15 protein-coding genes are annotated in these 20,077 nt (G+C 45.3%); all 15 read left to right on the forward strand.

Going from position 1 to position 20,077, the window contains the following annotated elements:
• Positions 1-40: 40 nt before the first annotated feature.
• The 15 genes from BMX84_RS02130 to BMX84_RS02205 all read left to right on the forward strand — a co-directional run bounded on the left by BMX84_RS02130 (position 41) and on the right by BMX84_RS02205 (position 20,058).
• Positions 41-1,081, forward strand: a complete 1,041-nt coding sequence (locus tag BMX84_RS02130; protein ID WP_246119098.1) for an ABC transporter permease — start codon at positions 41-43, stop codon at positions 1,079-1,081.
• Positions 1,082-1,096: 15 nt separating this feature from the next.
• Complete coding sequence (locus BMX84_RS02135) at positions 1,097-1,981, forward strand: carbohydrate ABC transporter permease (RefSeq protein ID WP_091486761.1); 885 nt, start codon at positions 1,097-1,099, stop codon at positions 1,979-1,981.
• Between the two features lie 300 nt (positions 1,982-2,281).
• Positions 2,282-3,943, forward strand: coding sequence for an ABC transporter substrate-binding protein (locus BMX84_RS02140; protein WP_091486763.1), 1,662 nt, complete (start codon positions 2,282-2,284; stop codon positions 3,941-3,943).
• A gap of 336 nt (positions 3,944-4,279) precedes the next feature.
• Entirely contained in the window at positions 4,280-4,975 is a 696-nt protein-coding gene (locus BMX84_RS02145) for a DUF624 domain-containing protein (RefSeq protein WP_091486766.1), read from the forward strand.
• A gap of 51 nt (positions 4,976-5,026) precedes the next feature.
• Positions 5,027-6,724 (forward strand): glycoside hydrolase family 43 protein, encoded by a 1,698-nt coding sequence (locus BMX84_RS02150; RefSeq protein ID WP_218142323.1) that lies wholly within the window; start codon positions 5,027-5,029, stop codon positions 6,722-6,724.
• A 120-nt stretch (positions 6,725-6,844) separates the two neighbouring features.
• The gene (xylB, locus tag BMX84_RS02155) at positions 6,845-8,341 is read left to right on the forward strand and encodes a xylulokinase (RefSeq protein WP_091486771.1); all 1,497 of its coding nucleotides are present in this window, start codon (positions 6,845-6,847) and stop codon (positions 8,339-8,341) included.
• 603 nt (positions 8,342-8,944) lie between these two features.
• Positions 8,945-10,084 carry a Gfo/Idh/MocA family protein gene (locus BMX84_RS02165; protein ID WP_091486776.1) on the forward strand — a complete coding sequence of 380 codons (1,140 nt, stop codon included), beginning with the start codon at positions 8,945-8,947 and terminating at the stop codon, positions 10,082-10,084.
• A gap of 19 nt (positions 10,085-10,103) precedes the next feature.
• Positions 10,104-11,153, forward strand: a complete 1,050-nt coding sequence (locus tag BMX84_RS02170; RefSeq protein WP_091486779.1) for a Gfo/Idh/MocA family protein — start codon at positions 10,104-10,106, stop codon at positions 11,151-11,153.
• Between the two features lie 5 nt (positions 11,154-11,158).
• Positions 11,159-12,241 carry a Gfo/Idh/MocA family protein gene (locus tag BMX84_RS02175; protein ID WP_091486781.1) on the forward strand — a complete coding sequence of 361 codons (1,083 nt, stop codon included), beginning with the start codon at positions 11,159-11,161 and terminating at the stop codon, positions 12,239-12,241.
• Positions 12,242-12,265: 24 nt separating this feature from the next.
• Positions 12,266-13,297, forward strand: coding sequence for a family 43 glycosylhydrolase (locus BMX84_RS02180; RefSeq protein ID WP_177165430.1), 1,032 nt, complete (start codon positions 12,266-12,268; stop codon positions 13,295-13,297).
• On the forward strand, positions 13,294-13,650 hold the full coding sequence (locus tag BMX84_RS02185; RefSeq protein WP_091486787.1) for a hypothetical protein: 357 nt from the start codon (positions 13,294-13,296) through the stop codon (positions 13,648-13,650). Before BMX84_RS02180 ends, BMX84_RS02185 begins: the two co-directional genes overlap by 4 nt.
• 21 nt (positions 13,651-13,671) lie before the next feature.
• Positions 13,672-16,986, forward strand: a complete 3,315-nt coding sequence (locus BMX84_RS02190; RefSeq protein ID WP_091486789.1) for a glycosyl hydrolase 115 family protein — start codon at positions 13,672-13,674, stop codon at positions 16,984-16,986.
• 11 nt (positions 16,987-16,997) lie between these two features.
• Positions 16,998-18,122: a family 8 glycosyl hydrolase gene (locus BMX84_RS02195; protein WP_091486792.1), complete on the forward strand. Its 1,125-nt coding sequence runs from the start codon at positions 16,998-17,000 to the stop codon at positions 18,120-18,122.
• A gap of 27 nt (positions 18,123-18,149) precedes the next feature.
• Positions 18,150-19,142: an endo-1,4-beta-xylanase gene (locus tag BMX84_RS02200; protein WP_177165431.1), complete on the forward strand. Its 993-nt coding sequence runs from the start codon at positions 18,150-18,152 to the stop codon at positions 19,140-19,142.
• A 25-nt stretch (positions 19,143-19,167) separates the two neighbouring features.
• Positions 19,168-20,058 carry a DUF975 family protein gene (locus BMX84_RS02205; protein WP_091486798.1) on the forward strand — a complete coding sequence of 297 codons (891 nt, stop codon included), beginning with the start codon at positions 19,168-19,170 and terminating at the stop codon, positions 20,056-20,058.
• The last annotated feature ends 19 nt before the right edge of the window (positions 20,059-20,077 follow it).

Genomic DNA, 20,077 nt, shown 5'->3' on the forward strand with positions numbered 1-20,077 from the left:
CAAGCAAACAAATTTTTTGAGGATTAAAGGAGGAAAACCTTTGGATATAGATAGCCAAGTACCAGGCGGTGAAACAGGCCGTATTGCTAACAATCCCGAAACGGGAATCGTTTCTAAGCAAGGGGCGATGACCACATCAGAATATGAGGAAAAATTAAGACAGACGCGCGTCTCAAAATGGGAATCCGTGCGCAAGTCGCTTAAGAAGGACTGGCAGCTTTATACGTTCCTGATTCTGCCGATCATTTATCTTTTCGTGTTTCAGTATTTACCTATGATCGGTAACGCGATCGCATTTAGACGTTTCGTTCCCGGCGGTTCGATGCTGGGTGAAGAGTTTGTCGGACTGCGCTACTTTGAAATGTATATGAACGACAGAACATTCTGGCGCGTATTTACGAATACCTTAGCCATTGGGGGACTGACACTGCTGTTCAACTTCCCGATCCCGATCATTTTCGCTTTGCTGCTGAACGAAGTCAAGAATGTCAAATTCAAACGCTTTGTTCAAACAGCGTCTTACCTGCCTTACTTTATCTCAATGGTTATCATTGCAGGTATGATCATGGAAATGCTGTCGGCAAATGGTATCGTCAACCAGATGATCACGTGGTTCGGCGGGGATCCAACGATCTTCCTGCAGCGTGCAGAATGGTTCCGAACGATCTATGTCGGTTCTGAAATCTGGCAGAAGACAGGCTGGGGAGCGATATTATACCTTGCAGCTTTAACAAATATCGACCCGAACCTATATGAAGCCGCAGCGATAGACGGAGCCGGGCGATTGAAACAAACCTGGCACGTGACGATCCCGGGCATCATGCCGACGATCATCACACTGCTGATCTTGAATATCGGTAGCTTCATGAATGTCGGTTTTGAGAAAGTATTCTTGCTGTACAACCCACTGACATATGAAACAGGAGACGTTATCTCGACTTACCTGTACCGAATCGGTTTAGGTAGTGCGAACTTCTCATATGCGACAGCCATCGGTCTGACGCAAGCTGTTATTGGTTTCATCCTTGTCATGGGTGCGAATCTGTTGTCTAGAAAAGTCACAAATAGAAGTCTCTGGTAAGGGAGGGAGAAGCATATGCATTTAAATGATACGAAGGGATATAAACTATTCCGCTATTTCAATATTTTCGTCATGATCATGATCGTGGTCATCACGTTCGTTCCATTCATCAACATCATTGCCCAGTCATTCAGTAGTGAACGCTTCATTACTGCAGGAGAGGTCTTCCTGATCCCTAAAGGGTTCAACGTGGAGACATATAAAGCAGTATTATCCAACGACCGCTTCTGGATCCACTACAGAAACACGATCATCTATACGGCAGTCGGCGTCGCTATTTCGATGTTTTTAACGACGATGCTGGCTTATGTTCTATCAAAACCTAAAACACGCATCAAGGGTAAAGGATTCTTTGTCGGCTATGCTGTCTTCACGATGTTCTTTGCCGGCGGGATCATCCCGACTTATATCGTCTACAACAACACGTTGAATATCACGAATACAATGTGGTCCGTTGTTTTTCCACTCGCATTAAGTATCTACAACATGCTGATCATGAAGGCGTTCTTTGAGAACCTGCCGACAGCACTTGAAGAAGCTGCTGCGATCGATGGCATGTCGAGCTACGGTATCTTCATGAAAATCGTTCTGCCTTTATCCAAACCTATCCTGGCAACGATGACCCTGTTCTATGCGGTTGCCTACTGGAATTCATGGTTCCAGGCCTTCATGTTCCTGAATGACTGGACACTGTTCCCCGTGACCTTATTCTTGAGAAACTTGATTTCAGGAGCTACAGCGACAGGCGAAGCTGCCGCAGCTGAAGCTGGCAGCACGCAGATCGCGTCCAACGTGAGATCCGTATCCATGTTCCTGACCGTTCTTCCGATCATCTTGGTTTATCCATTCGTTCAGAAGTACTTCGTCAGCGGTGTTATGCTCGGATCCGTTAAAGAATAATCAGGCAGTAAACTACCTCGCTTGGGAAGTTCAACCTTCCCAAGCAAGATTTTAAAAGAAAGTGTAAACGCTTGACAGAAAAGTCCTTGGTTATAGTGCAATAAGTAAAAATGAGAAGAGGACACCCTAATCATTCTGGTGGGATTTAACAGCTGCATGGAAAGAAAAGGGAACTTTCTTCAGCTGATGAGACTTATTGCCGCACAACTATTCTGTAAGAAACAGAAGGGGCGATGCGATTAGATAAGGGTTAAAGAGTTAAGGGTATAAATTATAAAAAAGATTATTAGGAGGAAGAAAATGGGATCATCATTAAAGAAAAAATTATTGACAGGCTTAACGCTGACAACAGCAACATTACTTATGGCTTGCGGCGGCGACACTGAAGACACGAGTTCAGATAATGGCGGAGAAGAGGTTTCAGAAGAAGAAATCGGTTCAACTAATGCGATGGAGGACTTCCAAGTCGGCGATACGTTCAAGGCTGAGGAGCCAACATCCTTCTCATTCCTTTACCGTGATCATCCAAACTATCCGATCGATCCAGACTGGACATTCTTCAACATGTTAGAAGAGAAAACGAACGTGACTCTAGAAAATACAGTTGTGCCACTGTCAGACTTTGCTGAGCGTCGCTCTGTACTGATCGCTGCCGGGGATGCACCGGATATCCTGGCAAACGCTTATCCAGGTGAGGAAACACAATTTGTCGGTTCAGGTGCTTTACTGCCTATCTCTGAATATGTTCACTTGATGCCTCACTTGTCACAACGGATCGAAGAGTGGGATCTGGAAGACGAACTTAACCAGAACATCCAAGCTGACGGCAACTACTACATTCTGCCGGGTATCGAAGAAAATGTTCGTCACGACTACACATTAATGATCAACAAAACAGTTTTCGAAGAACATGGGCTGGAAGAGCCTAACACTTGGGAAGAGCTTGAAGAAGCATTGATCGTTCTGCGTGATGAAACAGGAACGGTACCGTTCAACGATCAGTGGACGGGGCAAGCACTCTTGAACTTCGCGTCTCATTCATTCGGCACAGTAGCTGGATGGGGATTCGGCGGCGGTGTTATTTTTGATGAAGAAGCAGACGAATTCAAATATGCACCGATGGAACAAGGCTACAAAGATATGGTTGAATACTTTGCAGGCCTAGTTGATCAAGACTTGATGGACCCTGAATCATTCACACAGGAAGATGAAACAGCTCAGAACTCATTTAATAACTTAGAATCATTCGTTATTTCTGCAAACTCACAGACTGTTATTTCTCAACGTGAATCAATGGATGAATTGCACGGTGAAGGCGCTTATGAAATCGGTAAGATCGTTTCACCAGAAGGTCCAGCAGGTCCTTACGTCGGTGGAAGCCGCTTCGTAGCTGGCTTTATGCTCCGTAATGACGTGAAAGACCGCGACGACTTCTTGTCACTATTGCAATTTGTTGACTGGCTGTACTACAGTGAAGAAGGTAATGAATTAGCATGGTGGGGTGAAGAAGGCGAAACATTCGAGAAAACAGATGAAGCGCCTGGCGGCTATATGCCACTTGACCCAATCACTTACTTGGGCATGAACCCTGACGGAACGGAACACTTGCAGGAAGACCATGGTTTCCGTAACGGGATCATTGCTTCAGGCGGAACGACTGAACTATTGCAATCTGTAATGGATGAAGAAGAGATCGCCTTCCAGAATGCTACAAATGAAGCGCGTGAAGTTGTCACACCGAACCCTGCTTACCCAATGGAAGCTATGGACCAGGAACAGCTGTCTCTGATCGGTACGCCACTTCAAGACACAACTGAAACTTATACCCTGCGCTTCATCACCGGTCAATACGAGATGGACCGCTGGGATGAATTCATGTCAGACCTTGAAAACCAGAATGTCGATCAATATCTCGATATGATCAACGAAGCTTACCAGGAAGCACAGGCAAGCATGGAATAATCAACGTTCTGATGGAAAGATAAAAACGGGTGCGACCCAGATGCTTTAGGCCGCATTCAGGACAAGGGTTGTCCTCTGATAAAGAAAGAGATGAAGAAGAGTAACTTACCGCTCTTCATCTCTTTTAGAGGATGACCTCTGTCTGTTTACATAGTGATAGACTCGGCTCAGTTGTTTCTACCTGTCAAGATAGATGAGGTGAACTTTGAGCACATAAAATGCGCTGAGATTCGATTTATAATACTCAGCATGAACATAGAAGGTAAGAGTATTGATCATGCCGGCAACAATTGAGAAATCTAAAGTGATAAGGCATGAAAGTGAGAGGGAGTTTGTATGACAGACAATAACATCGACATCGGCGAACGTCGCTTATATAAAATAGCGCAGAATATTTCATGGTTCCTTTTTATTACGTTATGGTTCAATCTAAGCTTTGTTCCTCTGTTCTTCTTGTTCCTGTTCGTGGAACCCACGCTTTTAAATATCGTCTGGTACCTTATCGGACTGATCCCTTTAGGACCGGCGATCGGGGCACTTTTAGGCGCCACGATCCGCGTTATAGAAGAAGACGATTTTTCAGAACCGGGCAGAGATTTCAGACGGTATTATAAGCAGAACTTTATCGATACGATGAAGATCTGGCTGCCGTATCTTTTTCTGCTGTATCTGTTTTCGGTCAATATCAACTACTATATCGCTCTGACCGGAGGGACGCTTGCCTTGCTAGGTTATCTGTTCGTCGTCCTTTCCCTGATTTTGACGCTATATCTTATTCCGCTTTTCTTGATCCAGACGAAGTTTGAATTCAGGTATAAAGATTTACTGAAACTAGGCTGGTATTATTTCTTTATGAAAATGAAGCTGACTTTTGGTAACTTCCTGTTCCTGTTCATTATTGCTTTCTTCGTTTTAGTCATTTCGGAATGGCTATTGCTGGCACTGCCGGCATTGCTTTCGTATATCTGGGTGCTCTATAACTACAGTATCATCAAAGATGTCAAAGCTCATTTTGTTAAGCAGGAAGAGTAACGCTTCAAATAAAAATCACTATCAACTTATTAGGAGGATTCAATTATGTCAATGATTCAAAACCCTGTACTGAAAGGTTTCAACCCTGATCCAAGCATGCTGCGCGTCGGTGATGACTACTACATCGCCGTCTCAACGTTTGAATGGTTCCCCGGCGTCGTGATCTACCACTCAAAAGACATGGTAAACTGGCATCAGGTCGCACGTCCTTTGAACCGCGTCGAACTATTGGATATGAAAGGCAACCCAGATTCCGGTGGTGTCTGGGCGCCTCAGCTGAGCTACGCAGACGGCCAGTTCCATCTGATTTATTCAGATGTAAAAGTTACCGGCGGGATCTACAAAGACGTGACCAACTATCTGACGACCTGTGAAACGATCGATGGCGAGTGGAGCGAACCGGTCTATATGAACCAATCCGGTTTTGACCCATCCCTGTTCCATGACAAAGACGGCCGTAAATGGTTCGTGAATATGGTCTGGGATCACCGTGTCGGCAATCATGACTTTGGCGGGATCGTCCTGCAGGAATACAGTCACGATGAGAAGAAACTGATCGGCGACCGCAAAATCATATACAAAGGAACAGATGTCGGTCTGACTGAAGCCCCGCATCTCTACCATATCGGTGAATATTATTACTTACTTACAGCTGAAGGCGGTACGATGTATGAACATCATGCAACCTTAGCCCGTTCCAAAAATATCGATGGTCCTTATGAAACACATCCGGATAATCCACTGATTTCATCATGGGGACATCCAAGACTGGCTTTACAGAAAGCCGGACATGCCTCTCTTGTCGAAACGCAAAACGGCGAATGGTACCTGGCTCACTTGACCGGTCGTCCGACAAAAGCGCCTGGCGATGTCCTGTTGATGGACCGCGGCTACTGCCAGCTGGGACGCGAAACTGCGATCCAGAAACTGGAATGGAAAGACGGCTGGCCTTATGTTGTTGACGGCAATTATCCAAAAGTACAGGTCGAAGCGCCTGACTTGCCTGAACAGAAATGGAATGATGACTTCCCAGTAGTCGATCAGTTTGATTCAGAAGAGCTTGGTGGACAGTGGCAGACCCTGCGTATTCCATATACTCAGTTTGCATCATTGACTGACAACCCAGGCAACCTGCGTCTGTACGGTGCAGGCGGATTTTCTAACTTGCACAAACAAGCATTGGTTGCCCGTCGCTGGCAGGCCTTTGAATTTGAAGCAGAAACAAAAGTGAGCGCTGATCCTGTAACGTTCCAGCAGCAGGCCGGCTTAGTGAACTACTACAACACGAAGAACTGGACAAGTGTACACCTCACATGGGATGAAGATAAAGGCAAGATCATCGATCTGTATGCATCAGAACGCAACAGCGTATCGAACCCATTAGGTGCCGATACCATCAAAGTGCCTGATGAAGCGGAAGCTATCTGGTTCAAAGTGAAGGTCGATCAGTATACCTATCAGTACAGCTATTCCTTCGACGGAGAGAGCTGGAACGAGATCCCGGTCGTCTTTGACTCATGGAAACTGTCGGATGAATACATACAGGAATCCGGCTTCTTTACGGGTGCCTTTGTCGGCATGAGCTGTATCGATACAAGCGGCATGCAGATGGCTGCGGACTTTGAATACTTCCGCTATGAAGAAGTGGAAGACACACGTAACCACTGGACACAGACTAGACATTATAATGAAGAAAAAAGTACTGGCAGAAGTAAAACAGCCTTAGGTAAGACAGGTACATCAAAATAATAATCTAAAAAAAAAGAGGAGACCGGTCAAGCAGGTAAAGCCAAAATCGATAACGCAGATGGGTGCTTTACGCTTTGCCGGTCTTTTAATTTAAAAAATCGAGAGAATGGATGTGGCATTATGAGTTATGTATTAGGTTTAGACTTGGGAACAAGCGGTTTGAAAGGAATCTTAGTCAATAAAGAAGGTAAGATCGTCGATGAGGCGTCATCAGAATATTCGCTGCTGACACCAAAGCGCGGGTTCAGTGAACAGGACCCACTTGAGTGGTATAGAGCGGCAAAAGAAGTAATGAAGGAGATCTTTAAATCGACTTCAGACGCGAAAGAGAAACTGGAAGGTATCAGTTTTTCCGGTCAGATGCATTCACTGGTCTTACTAGACGAAAAAGATGACGTACTGCGCAATGCCATTTTGTGGAACGATGTGCGTACGACGAAACAGTGTGACTTTATCACAGATAAAGTAGACAATCTGATCTCGATCACTAAAAATAAAGCACTTGAAGGTTTTACTCTACCAAAAATCTTATGGGTAAAAGACAATGAACCGGAAATCTTTGAAAAAGTCAGCACCTTCTTATTGCCGAAAGATTATCTCGGCTTCCGTTTGACTGGAAGCAAGCAGATGGAATATTCTGACGCTGCAGGAACATTACTTTTAGATGTTGAATCACGTGACTGGAGTGAAGAAGTGGCGAAAGCTGTTGATGTACCGACAGCCATCTTCCCTGAACTCGTTCAGTCACAGGCTAAGATCGGTGATCTGGATCCTGCATTAGTTGAAGAACTAGGCCTGAAAAATACAGTGCCTGTCTTTTCAGGTGGAGCTGACAACCCATGTGCCGCAGTCGGAGCCGGTATCGTCCGTCCTGACCAGGGAATGGCAAGTATCGGGACATCAGGTGTGTTCCTGTCCTATGAAGAAACAGGAGACAAAAACTACAATGGACACCTGCATTACTTCAACCATGTCGTACCGAATGCCTTCTATACGATGGGCGTGACGCTTGCGGCAGGAAGCAGTCTGAACTGGTTCAAGAAAACTTTTGCACCGAATGAAAGCTTTGTAGAACTATTAAAAGGCGTAAAAGACATCAAGCCGGGAGCGGATGGACTATTGTTTGCACCATATATATCAGGTGAACGTACACCGTATACAGATGGGAATATCCGTGGAACATTCTTGGGCATGGATATCGCACACACACGCGATCATTTTGCCCGTGCTGTTCTGGAAGGAATCACTTTCTCACTGAGAGATTCATTTGAACTGATGAAAAAACATTCAAATAAAGAATTCAAGCAGATCGTTTCTGTCGGTGGCGGAGCGAAGAATCCGGACTGGCTGCAGATGCAGGCTGATATATTTAATACACCGGTCGTTACACTGGAAACGGAACAGGGTCCGGCAATGGGGTCAGCTATGATCGCTGCTGTAGGTGCCGGCTGGTTCGACTCTTTTGAAGCATGTTCCGAAGTCTTCGTTAACTATAAGTCAGAAGTCAAGCCGAATCCGGAAGCTGTATCTAAATACAACAAAGTATACGCCAACTACAAAGAAGTGTATCCGACTATCAAAGACCTTTCTCATAAATTAGTGACAGATAACGACTAATAGAAAGATACCGAAAAGCTATGATGGTTATCATAGCTTTTCTTTATCGTAAGGGAAGTGAGTGGATCACTGTTATTTGTGCCTTTCATAAACTTCCTGAGTGAACGAAAGGCAGATAAGTAGCGGATATGTGCCCTTCAGGCGATCAGGTAAGACGTGAAGGGCGAAAAAGTGACTGATATATGCCCTTCAGGCAATTGGAGGATGCACGAAGGTCACAAAAGTGGCGTATATGTGCCCTTCAGGAAATCAGAGGATGCACGAAGGTCACAAAAGAGGCGGATATGTGCCCTCCAGCAGATCAAGGAGCGTACAAAGGTCACAAAAACCGCATTTATGTGACTCTCACAGTAAATATCGAAGCATGAAGGTCACAAAAGTGATGGATATGTGCCCTTCAGGAAATCAGAGGATGCACGAAAGGCAGATAAGTAACGGAAATTTACCCTTAGCTTGAATTGTCGAGTTCTGAGGGCACAAAAAGGTTCATTAGAAAAACAGGAACTAAGAACTTCTATAATGAAAGCAATCGTCAAGCGATTGCTTTCTTATTGACAAAGAGACGCTACGGCTGAAAACAACTGAACCGAAAGGATGGATCAAATGTTACGTGTGGCAATAGTAGGAACGGGAGCGATCGCCCCGATGCATGTGGAGGCTTATCTTGAATTCTCAGAAGAGGTCAAGATCGTTGCCTTATGCGATATCTACCCGGAAAAAGCAGAAAAGATGGCGGCTAAATATAACTTGGATTCTGCTATCTATGACGATCATCAGGACATGCTGAAAAATGAAGAGATCGATCTGGTTTCCGTCTGTACCCCTCCATATGTTCATGCTGAAATAGCCATTAACAGTATGAAAGCAGGATCGAATACAGTTGTTGAGAAACCAATGGCTGCGTCCCTTAAAGAGTGTGATGATATGATTGAAACGTCCGAAGAAACGGGACAGACGCTTTCGGTTATTTCTCAAAACCGATTTACCAATGATTACATGAAACTGAAAGCCCTTCTGGATGAAAAAGTGATCGGTAAAATCCTTCATACTCAAGTGGATTCCTTCTGGTGGAGAGGCAATAACTACTATGATTTATGGTGGCGCGGAACTTGGGAAAAAGAAGGCGGCGGCTGTACATTGAATCATGCTGTCCATCATCTGGACATATTTAAATGGCTGAATGGTCAGCCGAAAGAAATTCGTTCTGTGATGAGTAATGTTGCGCATGACAATGCCGAAGTGGAAGACATTTCCATTGCTTTAGGAAAGTATGAAGATGGCTCATTAGCCACATTGACAAGTTCGGTCATTCATCACGGTCAGGAACAGCAGATGATTTTTCAGGGGGAGACCGGAAGACTGTCAGCGCCGTTTAAAGTCTATGCTTCAAAAACAACTGAGAACGGTTTCCCGGAAGAAAATAATGAACTGATGAAAGATATAGATAATAAATGGCAGGCACTCGATGACTTGGCACATGAAGGACATACCGGACAATTGAACAACGTGATCCAGCATTTACTTGGAAACGAAGACCTTGTTGTTGATGGGGATCAAGGGAAGGAAACGCTGGAACTGATCATGGCGATTTATTCAGCAGCAGAATCAGGAGAAACAGTGACCTTGCCGCTTGAGCCTTCTCATCCTTACTATACAAAAGAAGGTATATTGAAACAGGCCACGAGATTCCACGAAAAATCGACATCTATTGAGAACTTTAGTCAGACAGACATCACAACCTGATAAATAAGGAGTTCAAACTATGACTAATGCTGAAAAAAGTTTACGTGTGGGTGTAGTCGGGCTTGGAGAAGTGTCTCCAGTCCATCTGCAGGCCATAGAAGATAATGACCATGCCGACCTCGTAGCGGTGTGTGACAGGGACGACAGTTTGAAGCCGGCTGGCAGGGAAACGGCGTTTTATACAGACTATAAACAGATGATCAACGAGTGCCGGCTGGATGTCGTCCATATCTGTCTGCCGCATCATCTTCACTATCCTGTAACGAAACACTGTGCTGAAGCGGGTATTCATGTGTTCCTGGAAAAACCTTTGTCAATATCTTACGAGGAAGCATTAAAGCAGAAAGACTTGGAAGACACGACAGACAGCAAGATTTGTGTATGTTTTCAGAACCGCTACAACCCGACGTTTACTGAACTAGTAAACTGGCTGAGTAAAAAGGAAACGAGTCCGGTAACGGGAATCAAAGGTCTGGTGACCTGGTTTAGAAAAGAAGAGTATTATACATTAAGACCCTGGCGCAAAACCAAAGCAGAAGTTGGATATGGCAATATCATGAGTCAGTCGATCCACGCGCTGGATCTTATTGCCGTACTTGGAGGAGAAGTCGATTCTGTCAAAGCAACACTTTCAAAATTGCTTGATTATGAAAGTGAAGTGGAAGATACAGCGAGTGCCGTCTTCAATTTTTCCTCTGGAGCTAAAGGGTATCTGCACGCAACAAACGCAAATATTTCAAATTCCAGTGTAGAACTCGAAGTACAAACTGAACATGAGAGGTTCTGGATCAAAGACGGAACGTTATACCGTACAGACCAGGCAGGCGATACACATATTTTAGCTGAAGATGACCGAGTAGACGGAGCCAAATCATATTTCGGAGCCAGCCACAAACGCCTGATCGACGTTTTCTACACAGCCATATTGGACGATACGGATGAATACGTGACGGTCAAAGAAGCGTTGCCTTCCATTCAGTTGATCGAAATGATGGCCGCTTCCTCAAGAACAGTGGTAGAACCGGATATGATCACAGCAGACGAATTCTTAACTGATATGAAAGGATGAGTTAGATGAGTAAAGTGAGCGGAATGAATCACGCACCAAAAGGAAAGCCCGATTCTGTCGTAGGGAAAGGTGAGTTCACAGTCGCGGCTATCGGCCTTGACCATGGACATATTTATGGCATGGCCAACGGTTGTGTTGAAGCAGGGGCAGTTATAAAGTGGGTCTTCGATAAGGATCCGGAGAAAATGGCTGCCTTTAAAGAGAAGCACCCTGAAGCTCAGATCGCTGAATCAAAACAAGCCATTTATGACGATGAAGATGTCGATATGGTTCTATCAGCCGCAGTAGCCAGTGAGCGAAGCACGATCGGGAACGAATCCATGCGTGCCGGGAAGCATTACTTTGCTGACAAAACGGCGTTCACTACAATAGAACAGCTTGACGAAAGCAAACGTGTTGTAAAAGAAACAGGCAAACGCTTTTTTGTATACTTTGGAGAACGCTTGCATGTTGAAAGTGCTGTGTATGCCGGCCAGCTGATTGAAGAAGGAGTCATTGGGGATGTCATTCAAGTCACAGGCTTTGGTCCACACCGACTCAATAAAGAGAACCGACCTGACTGGTTCTTTGAAAAAGACAAGTACGGTGGTATCCTATGTGACATCGGCAGTCATCAGATCGAGCAGTTCCTGCATTATACAAGCAACACTGAAGCAGAAGTCGTTCACAGTAAAGTGGCCAACTACAGCAACCCGGACAAACCCGGGCTGGAAGATTACGGGGATGCGACACTTGTAGGCGGGAATGGTGCAACCTTCTACTTTAAAGTAGACTGGTTCACTCCAGATGGTTTGTCGACCTGGGGCGATGGCCGGACCTTTATTACAGGGACCAAAGGAACGATCGAGCTCCGTAAATATGTCGATGTAGCCAAAGAAGAATCCGGCAACCATCTCTATTTAGTAACGGAAGAAGGAGAAGAGCACTACGACCTTAATGGAAAAGTGGGCTATCCATTCTTCGGTGAGATGATCCTCGACTGCCTGAATGGAACAGAAAAAGCTATGACCCAGGATCATATCTTCAAAGCTCAGGAACTGGCTCTGCTGGCAGAAAGAGACGCCATACAATTACAGCCTAAACTATAAACCTATAATACGAGGAGGATGTTGATGAAAAAGTTTATCTGCAATCCGATCCTGCCTTTTGACGAATATATTCCCGATCCGGAAGTGCATGTTTTTGGTGATCGGGTCTATATATATGGAAGTCATGATGAATTCAACGGTAGGATGTACTGCGAAAATGACTATGTCACCTGGTCAGCACCAGTCACCGATCTATCCAACTGGCGTTACGAAGGCGTCATTTATAAAAAATCCGACCACCAGTCCCCAGTAAAGATGGAAAAAAACAACATGTATGCCCCTGATGTGGCAAAAGGACCGGACGGTAACTACTATCTTTATTACTCGATCGCAGACTCAAGTGTGATATCCGTAGCTAAAAGTGACTCGCCGGCTGGACCCTTTTCGTATTATGGTGACGTGCAGTCTCATTCTGGTCATATTTATGGTGAGAGCAAGGAGGATTACTTTGAATTCGATCCAGCGGTACTGGTAGATGGGGATCGGGTGTATCTTTACTTAGGTTCTGGTCAGAAAGCGAACGAGAAAAATGGACATCCGGTCGTCGGTCTGTTTGTAAGAGAACTGGGGTCCGATATGCTGACAGCGAAAACAGAGCCAGAAATCTTGATGCCGGCGGATGATGACCGCAGTCAGCCGAACTTCTTTGAAGGGGCTTCGATACGTAAATTCGATGACTGGTATTACCTCTTGTATATGGCAACAGATTTGAGTGGTCTGCATTATATGATGAGCCGGTATCCGGACAGAGACTTCGAACACAAAGGATTACTGCATACGACCAGTTCAAGTCAGCTCGTTGACGAACGTTCAATGTACGAAAGATATATCGTCGAGAATAACCACGGAAGTTTAGAAAAAATAAATGGAAAGTATTATATCTTCAATCATCGTCACACGAATCAGTCACATTTTTCCAGACAAGTCGTTGGAGACAAGCTGGAAATGTCAGAAGACGGCACATTCCACCAGGCCGCATACACAAGTGTGGGAGTGCGGGGGGAGCCGTTTAACGAGTTGACACACTATCCGGCAGCCATGACTGCAGTCTGGTGAATGCGAAAGATTTAGCAGACCGTCCTTATATCACGCAGGAAGAAAAGGTAGGTGGCAGTCAGCCGCAGAGTTTAGTCAGGAACCTGTCAGATGGGGCTGAGCTGATCTATCGTTCCTTTTATTTGCCGGATGCAACGACTATAACAGTCGCTGTCAGAGGTCAGGCAAGAGGCGTGATCACCCTTATTTTTAGAAGCGACAGTGAGAAGTATGAACAGTTGAAAATCGACTTGCCGACTTACGACTGGGAGGAACGCGAGATCAGTTTTTCACCTTATCAGAAGACATTTGATTTGACCCTTCGATATGAAGGGGAAGGAACACTTGATATAAAAGAACTTAAATTTAATTAGAAAAGGACGCTGGTAAAGTTTATGTTTTTCGAATCGGATTATATAGCATTTAAAAATAATGAGAATCATGTTGCGGTAGTTGATGAAGAAACACTGCTGCCGATCGTTGTCTTAGACAACGAACACAAAAGTGTGAAGCGTGTGGCAGGCGATCTGCAGTCGGACCTGGAGAAAGTAACTGGGAAATCACCCGATATATTAACAGAACTACCTGAAGAGCCAGCCGTGATCGTCGGGACGGTTTCAAACGCTTCACTCATAGAACGCCTTGGGATAGACACTGCTGACTTACAGGGCAAGTGGGAAAGTTTCGCTATACAAACAGTCTTACTTCCTGGTCATGTCAGTGAAAGTATCGTCATTCTAGGCAGCGATAAACGCGGGGCGATATTCGGTGTTTATGACTTTACAGAAAAGATGGGCGTGTCTCCCTGGTACTGGTGGATGGATGTCCCCGTCAAACAGCATGATGCCATCTACGTGAAAAAAGGCAAAGTTTCGCAGGGCGACCCAAGTGTCCAGTATCGTGGCTTTTTCCTGAACGACGAAGGCCCATCCCTGATGACCTGGGTGAGAACGCATTTCCCCGACTTTACTTATGAATTTTACGAAAAGATATTTGAACTGACACTAAGACTTAAAGGCAATTATCACTGGCCGGCCATGTGGGACAGTACATTTTATGAGGACGATGAACTGAATATCGTCACGGCTGATCTATATGGTGTCATCATCGGAACCAGTCATCACGAACCGATGAACCGGCCGCATGGGGACTGGAAAACACATAAAAAAGGTCCCTGGGACTATGCTGAAAATGAAATGTATCTTAAAAAGTTCTGGACTGATGGCATCGAACGCTCCAAACCTTACGAAACGATCATTAACCTAGGTATGCGCGGTGATGGAGACGAACCGATGGGTGGAGACCTGACTTTCAAGGAAAAAATCAAGCTGATGGAAAAAATCATCAAAGATCAGCGCGAGATCATGCAAGATACAATGGATGTGTCCATTGAAGAGGTGCCGCAGATGTGGGCCCTTTATAAAGAAGTGAAAGAGTATTATGACTCAGGAATGGACGTGCCGGAAGACATTACGCTGCTCTGGGGTGATGACAACTTCGGAAATATCAGACGTCTGCCGACTAAAGCAGAACGCCAGCGCAAAGGCGGAGCAGGTATCTATTATCACTTTGATTATGTCGGTGGGCCGCGCTCTTATAAGTGGGTCAATACCGTCCCTATCCAGAAAACATACGAACAGATGCACAAGGCTTATGAATATGAAGCGAAAAAACTCTGGATCGTCAACGTCGGGGATTTGAAACCGATGGAATATCAGACAGAATTCTTCATGAAGCTGGCATGGCAGGAAGAAGCGTTCAATCCGGGAAATCTTGAGGTCTATGCACAGGAATGGGCAGACTACACATTCGGTAAAGAACACGGTGAATCTGTGGCAAAAATCATCCGAGATTACGTGAAGTTCAACGGACGAATGAAACCGGAAGTAATCAATCTTGTTGATCAGTACAGCTGGGACAATGAGTATGAAGCTGAGCGTATACTGAAAGAGTTTGAAGAAACAGTTGAGCTGGCAGAAACAGTATTCAATACGATACCGGCCGAGTATAAAGATGCGTTTTACCAAGTGGCCTATTATCCGGCCAAAGCGTCCTACACGGTCCTTAAACTTCAGCTGCTGGCCAACTTGAGCAAAAAGTATAAAAAGCAGGGACGCCGGGCAACGAATGTCATAGCTCAGGAAGCTGAGAGATTATTCGAAGCAGACAAGCAACTAACTTATGAATACAATAAACGTGTTGCTCACGGTAAATGGGATCATATGATGGACCAGCTGCATATCGGATACACTTACTGGCAGCAGCCGGACGAACTGATCATGCCGGGAACTGCAACACTTAATGATGCTGAACGGACGGACGGTGACTGGGACATCGAGCTCGTAGACTCAAACAAAACGGACAGTTACAGCAGGAAACCGATAACGATTGACGTGTACAACAAAGGAAATGAATTGATTTCGCTGGAAGTTGCATCGGATAACGACTGGCTGGTGATAGAACAGGAACAGCTTGATATCAGTATGCAGGAGCGGCTGGTGATCGATATCGACTGGACTAAAATCGGACACGGCGAAAATATCCAAGGCTCTGTTAAACTGAAGGATGCTGCTTCCAATGAAAGAGTGATAGATGTATTTGTGGATAATCCGAAAGAAAAATTGTCGGGCGGTTTTGTACCCGTCGATGGAAAAATAGCCATCGAAGCAGAAGACTTTTCTGAAAAAAGAGAAACCACTGGTCATCATTGGGAAGTCATCCCGGACTATGGACGCACCAAGTCATCTCTCGCTATCTCTCCTGTAGAACGTGAACAGAATCTCTTGAGTGATGAGGCACCGAGACTGTCTTATGATATCGTCCTTCCAGAGAAAGGGAAGGCAGATATCAAAGTCATCACAGCCCCGTCACTGCCATTCGATCCTGACAAAGGCGTGCGCCTGGGGATTTCCGTCGATGAAAAAGATATCACCGTCGTCAGCCCTGGCGACTTGTCTCAAAACGGTGAACATGACTCCAAGGATTGGGAACGCAGTGTGATTTATAACTGTCATGAGTATAAGCTCGAAGGCATTGAACTAGCTGAAGGCAAGCACACAGTCCATCTGACACTTATCGATCCTCAAGTCGTGATTCAAAAACTGGTCGTAAACTTGGGTGGAGTGAAACCGACTTATTTAGGTCCAATGCCGACACCGCATGCGGATAGACTAAACCAGTTTGAACCGTATATCCCAATAAAGAAAATCGACTTTGCCTCTCTTCCGGGGCTCGTGACACCAAATGACGCTAAAGTTTATGCAGAAGAGAGCGGGATTTACTCTGTCGACTCGGAGTCGCTCGATGCCCTTTATCTCGATGAAAGCAAGAAACTGCTGAACGAGGACAAGACAGTCTTTATCGAAAAGGGCTGGCACACTTTGAGAGTGGAAAATGATGTCCTGATCGACTTGGTCAAACCGCTGCCTTTAACTGTCAAGCCGGTCGTCACTCACATTAAAAACGAACTAGATGTACAGATGCTTCTCCATTATATGGGGGATGCTTCCCTGCTCGTCAAAACAGAAGTCAGCGTGAAAGCGAAACTGCCGGACATCAATAAAGCCGCGGCAAAAAAATGGCTGAAAACAGATGAACAGCAGCTTAAAGACTTTATTTTCGACATTCCAAAGTCGGATGCCTTATCCGTCAAGATCGACATTACAGTGGAGGGGCATACCTACACACTTTCTATACCTCTATATGAATAGGAGCGAATGAAATGACAAAAGAAACACAGACATACCGTAATGTATTCAAAGAAGTCGGTTACTCGGATGAAGCGATCCAGGATAAACTGGGATCGACTTGGAAAGCCATTTTTGAGAAGCCGGAGACCAAGTTTTATTTCAGGAACGGTGACGACATGGGCTATATGGTCGATACCGGAAATACAGATGTCCGTACCGAAGGCCAGTCCTACGGGATGATGATGGCTGTGCAGATGGACCGTCAGGATATCTTTGACCGCATCTGGAAATGGACCGATACTTTCATGCGCAATCATGAAGGTCCTTTCAAAGGTTATTTCGGCTGGCACGCATCACTTGATGGCGAGAAAATGAGTGAGGGACCGGCACCGGATGGCGAAGAATTCTTCGCCATGGCCTTGTTCCTGGCTTCCAAACGCTGGGGCGATAAGGAAGAAAAACCCTTCAACTACAGTGAACAGGCTAGAGACCTGCTGAAAATCTGTGTGCACAAAGGAGAGGATGGAGAAGCCGGGGATCCGATGTGGGACCCTGAGAACTATCTGATCAAGTTTGTACCGGACTGTGACTTCACCGATCCATCCTATCATCTGCCGCATTTCTATGAAGTGTTTGCAGAAGAAGCTGCCGAAGAGGACCGAGAATTCTGGAAAAAAGCGGTTGAAGCCAGTCGAGACTATATACCACAATCCTGCCATCCTGAAACTGGAATGAATCCTGAATATGCCCATTATGACGGGACACCTAATCCAGTGAATGACCATGGTGATTTCTACAGTGATGCTTATCGTACGGCAGCCAATATGGGCCTGGATTCTGAATGGTTCGGCAAACGCGAGGCTTACAAAACGTGTGTGACGAATTTACTGGAGTTTTTTGAAGACAAAGATCCTGAAGAGTACCAGAAATATGAAATCGACGGGACCGATACAGGCGAACCGTCCCTGCATCCGATCGGCCTGCTGGCGACGAATGCTATGGCGATTTTAGCCATCGATGACCAGAAACTCACTGAAAAAACAGTGAAACAGTTCTTTGAAACACCACCACGTTTAGGCAACCGCCGCTACTATGATAACTTCCTGTACATGTTCAGTGTACTGGCTTTGAGCGGTAACTACCGAATGAACTGGTAAAAAACTAAAAACTGAGGAGAGATAGACATGTCAGAAATCACTTTAAAAGAAGCGTACAAAAACTATTTTAAAATTGGTGTGGCAGTTAACCCTAACACACTAGAAAAAGATGGCGACTTAATCAAAAAACACTTCAACAGCCTAACACCGGAGAATCATATGAAACCGGAAGAACTTCAGCCAAAAGAAGGCGAGTTTACCTTTGAAAAAGCAGATAAGATCGTTGCCTTTGCCAAAGAAAACGATATGGAACTGCGTGGACATACGCTGGTCTGGCACAACCAGACACCAGAATGGATGTTCAAAGACGGTGACAAAGAAGCCAGCCGTGAAGTAGCATTGAAGCATATGAAAGAGCACATCGAAGCCGTACTTGAGCACTACAGCAAGGAACCATTCTATGCCTGGGATGTGATCAATGAAGTCATAGCGGACGAAGGTGACGAGCTGTTGCGTGAATCCCCATGGCGTTCTATAATTGGAGATGACTATGTTGAAAAAGCATTTGAATTTGCCCACGCAGCTGATCCGAACATGCCGCTTTACTATAACGATTACAATGAATCGCATCCAGAAAAACGCGAAAAAATTTATAAGCTGGTCAAAGGATTGAAAGACAAAGGGATCCCGATACACGGCGTTGGCCTGCAGGCGCATTGGGGACTGGAAGACCCGAGTCTGGATAATATCCGAGAAGCGATCGAGAAGTATGCATCCCTCGGTCTGAAGCTCCATATCACAGAAATGGATGTATCCGTCTTCAACTTCGAGGACAGGCGTACAGACTTAAGTAAACCGACAGAAGAAATGATGAAGAAGCAGGCCGAGCGCTATGATGCTTTCTTCAAGCTTTTCAGAGAATACAGTGAGCATATCGAGTCCGTGACATTGTGGGCAGCCAGTGACCGCTACAACTGGCTGAATGACTTCCCGGTCAGAGGACGCAAAAATTGGCCGATGCTTTTTGATACAGAGAATCAACCGAAAGAAAGTTTCCTCCGGGTCACTTCTTTCAATTAATTAGAATTAAGGAAGGAAGAATAAGATGTCGATTGCAATGATCAAAGGAATGGCGAAACAAATGATGAAGGGGAAACGACTGCTCTTGACAGTCGGGTATATCCTGGCGCTGACTGCCTGGGCGATAGCTGCCCAGATCCTGACAGGCCTGTTCCGGCTGCCTTCGCTTTTTGATTTCACTGAAGCAGCATTAGAGGGAAGGCTTGGACTGAACATGACCACCCTGCTGTTTCCTGTTCTGCTTATTCTTCTTTTTATACTGGCAGATATGCTTCATGTCAGCTACCGCTGGTTTGGGCTGGATGTCATGGATGAAAAGACTGAAGAACCAAAAATGGTCTTTCAAGGCTTTCATAGAGATAAGATCAAGCGACTGATGTCTCTCGTTCTGCTGCGTTTTGTGATCGTTGCGGGCTGGAGTCTGCTCTTGATTCTGCCCGGCATTTGGAAAGCTTACTTATATAGCCAGGCTGCCAACATCATGAAAACGGATGGAAAGGTTACAGCTATGGAAGCTTTGAAACAGTCTGAAGAGGTGATGGAAGGGAACGAGTGGAAATATGCAGCACTTCAGCTGACTTTTGCACCATGGTATCTTATCCCGGCAGGGCTCTTCGCTTATTTTATAGGCAGCAACCTCTTTGAGATCGAGACAGGTTTTGAAACAGGGGCAGAGAGCGCTGAGCTTATTTATGGCTTGCTCGTTGCCGTCTTTTTCATGACGCTCTTGATCGTCTTCCTCTTCTCGATCTATGTCGAGCCTTTTAAAATGATGTCAAAACAGGTATTTTATACTGAATTGGTTAATCACACCAGAGAAGAGACGTATGATGACTATGAAGAAGTCCTTCTGAAGAGGCAGGGACTGGATTCCAGTAAAAACACTAAACGTAACCAGAAGCGAACAAAACGCTAATCATATACAGGAAAGAGAG

This window comes from Alkalibacterium putridalgicola (assembly GCF_900109825.1).
Lineage (GTDB): Bacteria > Bacillota > Bacilli > Lactobacillales > Carnobacteriaceae_A > Alkalibacterium > Alkalibacterium putridalgicola.

What these genes read in the sequence shown, in the direction of transcription:
- BMX84_RS02200 (WP_177165431.1), top strand. Translation starts at nt 18,150, where the DNA reads ATGTCAGAAATCACTTTAAAAGAAGCGTACAAAAACTATTTTAAAATT.
- BMX84_RS02140 (WP_091486763.1), top strand. Translation starts at nt 2,282, where the DNA reads ATGGGATCATCATTAAAGAAAAAATTATTGACAGGCTTAACGCTGACA.
- BMX84_RS02175 (WP_091486781.1), top strand. Translation starts at nt 11,159, where the DNA reads ATGAGTAAAGTGAGCGGAATGAATCACGCACCAAAAGGAAAGCCCGAT.
- BMX84_RS02135 (WP_091486761.1), top strand. Translation starts at nt 1,097, where the DNA reads ATGCATTTAAATGATACGAAGGGATATAAACTATTCCGCTATTTCAAT.
- BMX84_RS02170 (WP_091486779.1), top strand. Translation starts at nt 10,104, where the DNA reads ATGACTAATGCTGAAAAAAGTTTACGTGTGGGTGTAGTCGGGCTTGGA.
- xylB (WP_091486771.1), top strand. Translation starts at nt 6,845, where the DNA reads ATGAGTTATGTATTAGGTTTAGACTTGGGAACAAGCGGTTTGAAAGGA.
- BMX84_RS02180 (WP_177165430.1), top strand. Translation starts at nt 12,266, where the DNA reads ATGAAAAAGTTTATCTGCAATCCGATCCTGCCTTTTGACGAATATATT.
- BMX84_RS02205 (WP_091486798.1), top strand. Translation starts at nt 19,168, where the DNA reads ATGTCGATTGCAATGATCAAAGGAATGGCGAAACAAATGATGAAGGGG.
- BMX84_RS02165 (WP_091486776.1), top strand. Translation starts at nt 8,945, where the DNA reads ATGTTACGTGTGGCAATAGTAGGAACGGGAGCGATCGCCCCGATGCAT.
- BMX84_RS02195 (WP_091486792.1), top strand. Translation starts at nt 16,998, where the DNA reads ATGACAAAAGAAACACAGACATACCGTAATGTATTCAAAGAAGTCGGT.
- BMX84_RS02190 (WP_091486789.1), top strand. Translation starts at nt 13,672, where the DNA reads ATGTTTTTCGAATCGGATTATATAGCATTTAAAAATAATGAGAATCAT.
- BMX84_RS02145 (WP_091486766.1), top strand. Translation starts at nt 4,280, where the DNA reads ATGACAGACAATAACATCGACATCGGCGAACGTCGCTTATATAAAATA.
- BMX84_RS02150 (WP_218142323.1), top strand. Translation starts at nt 5,027, where the DNA reads ATGATTCAAAACCCTGTACTGAAAGGTTTCAACCCTGATCCAAGCATG.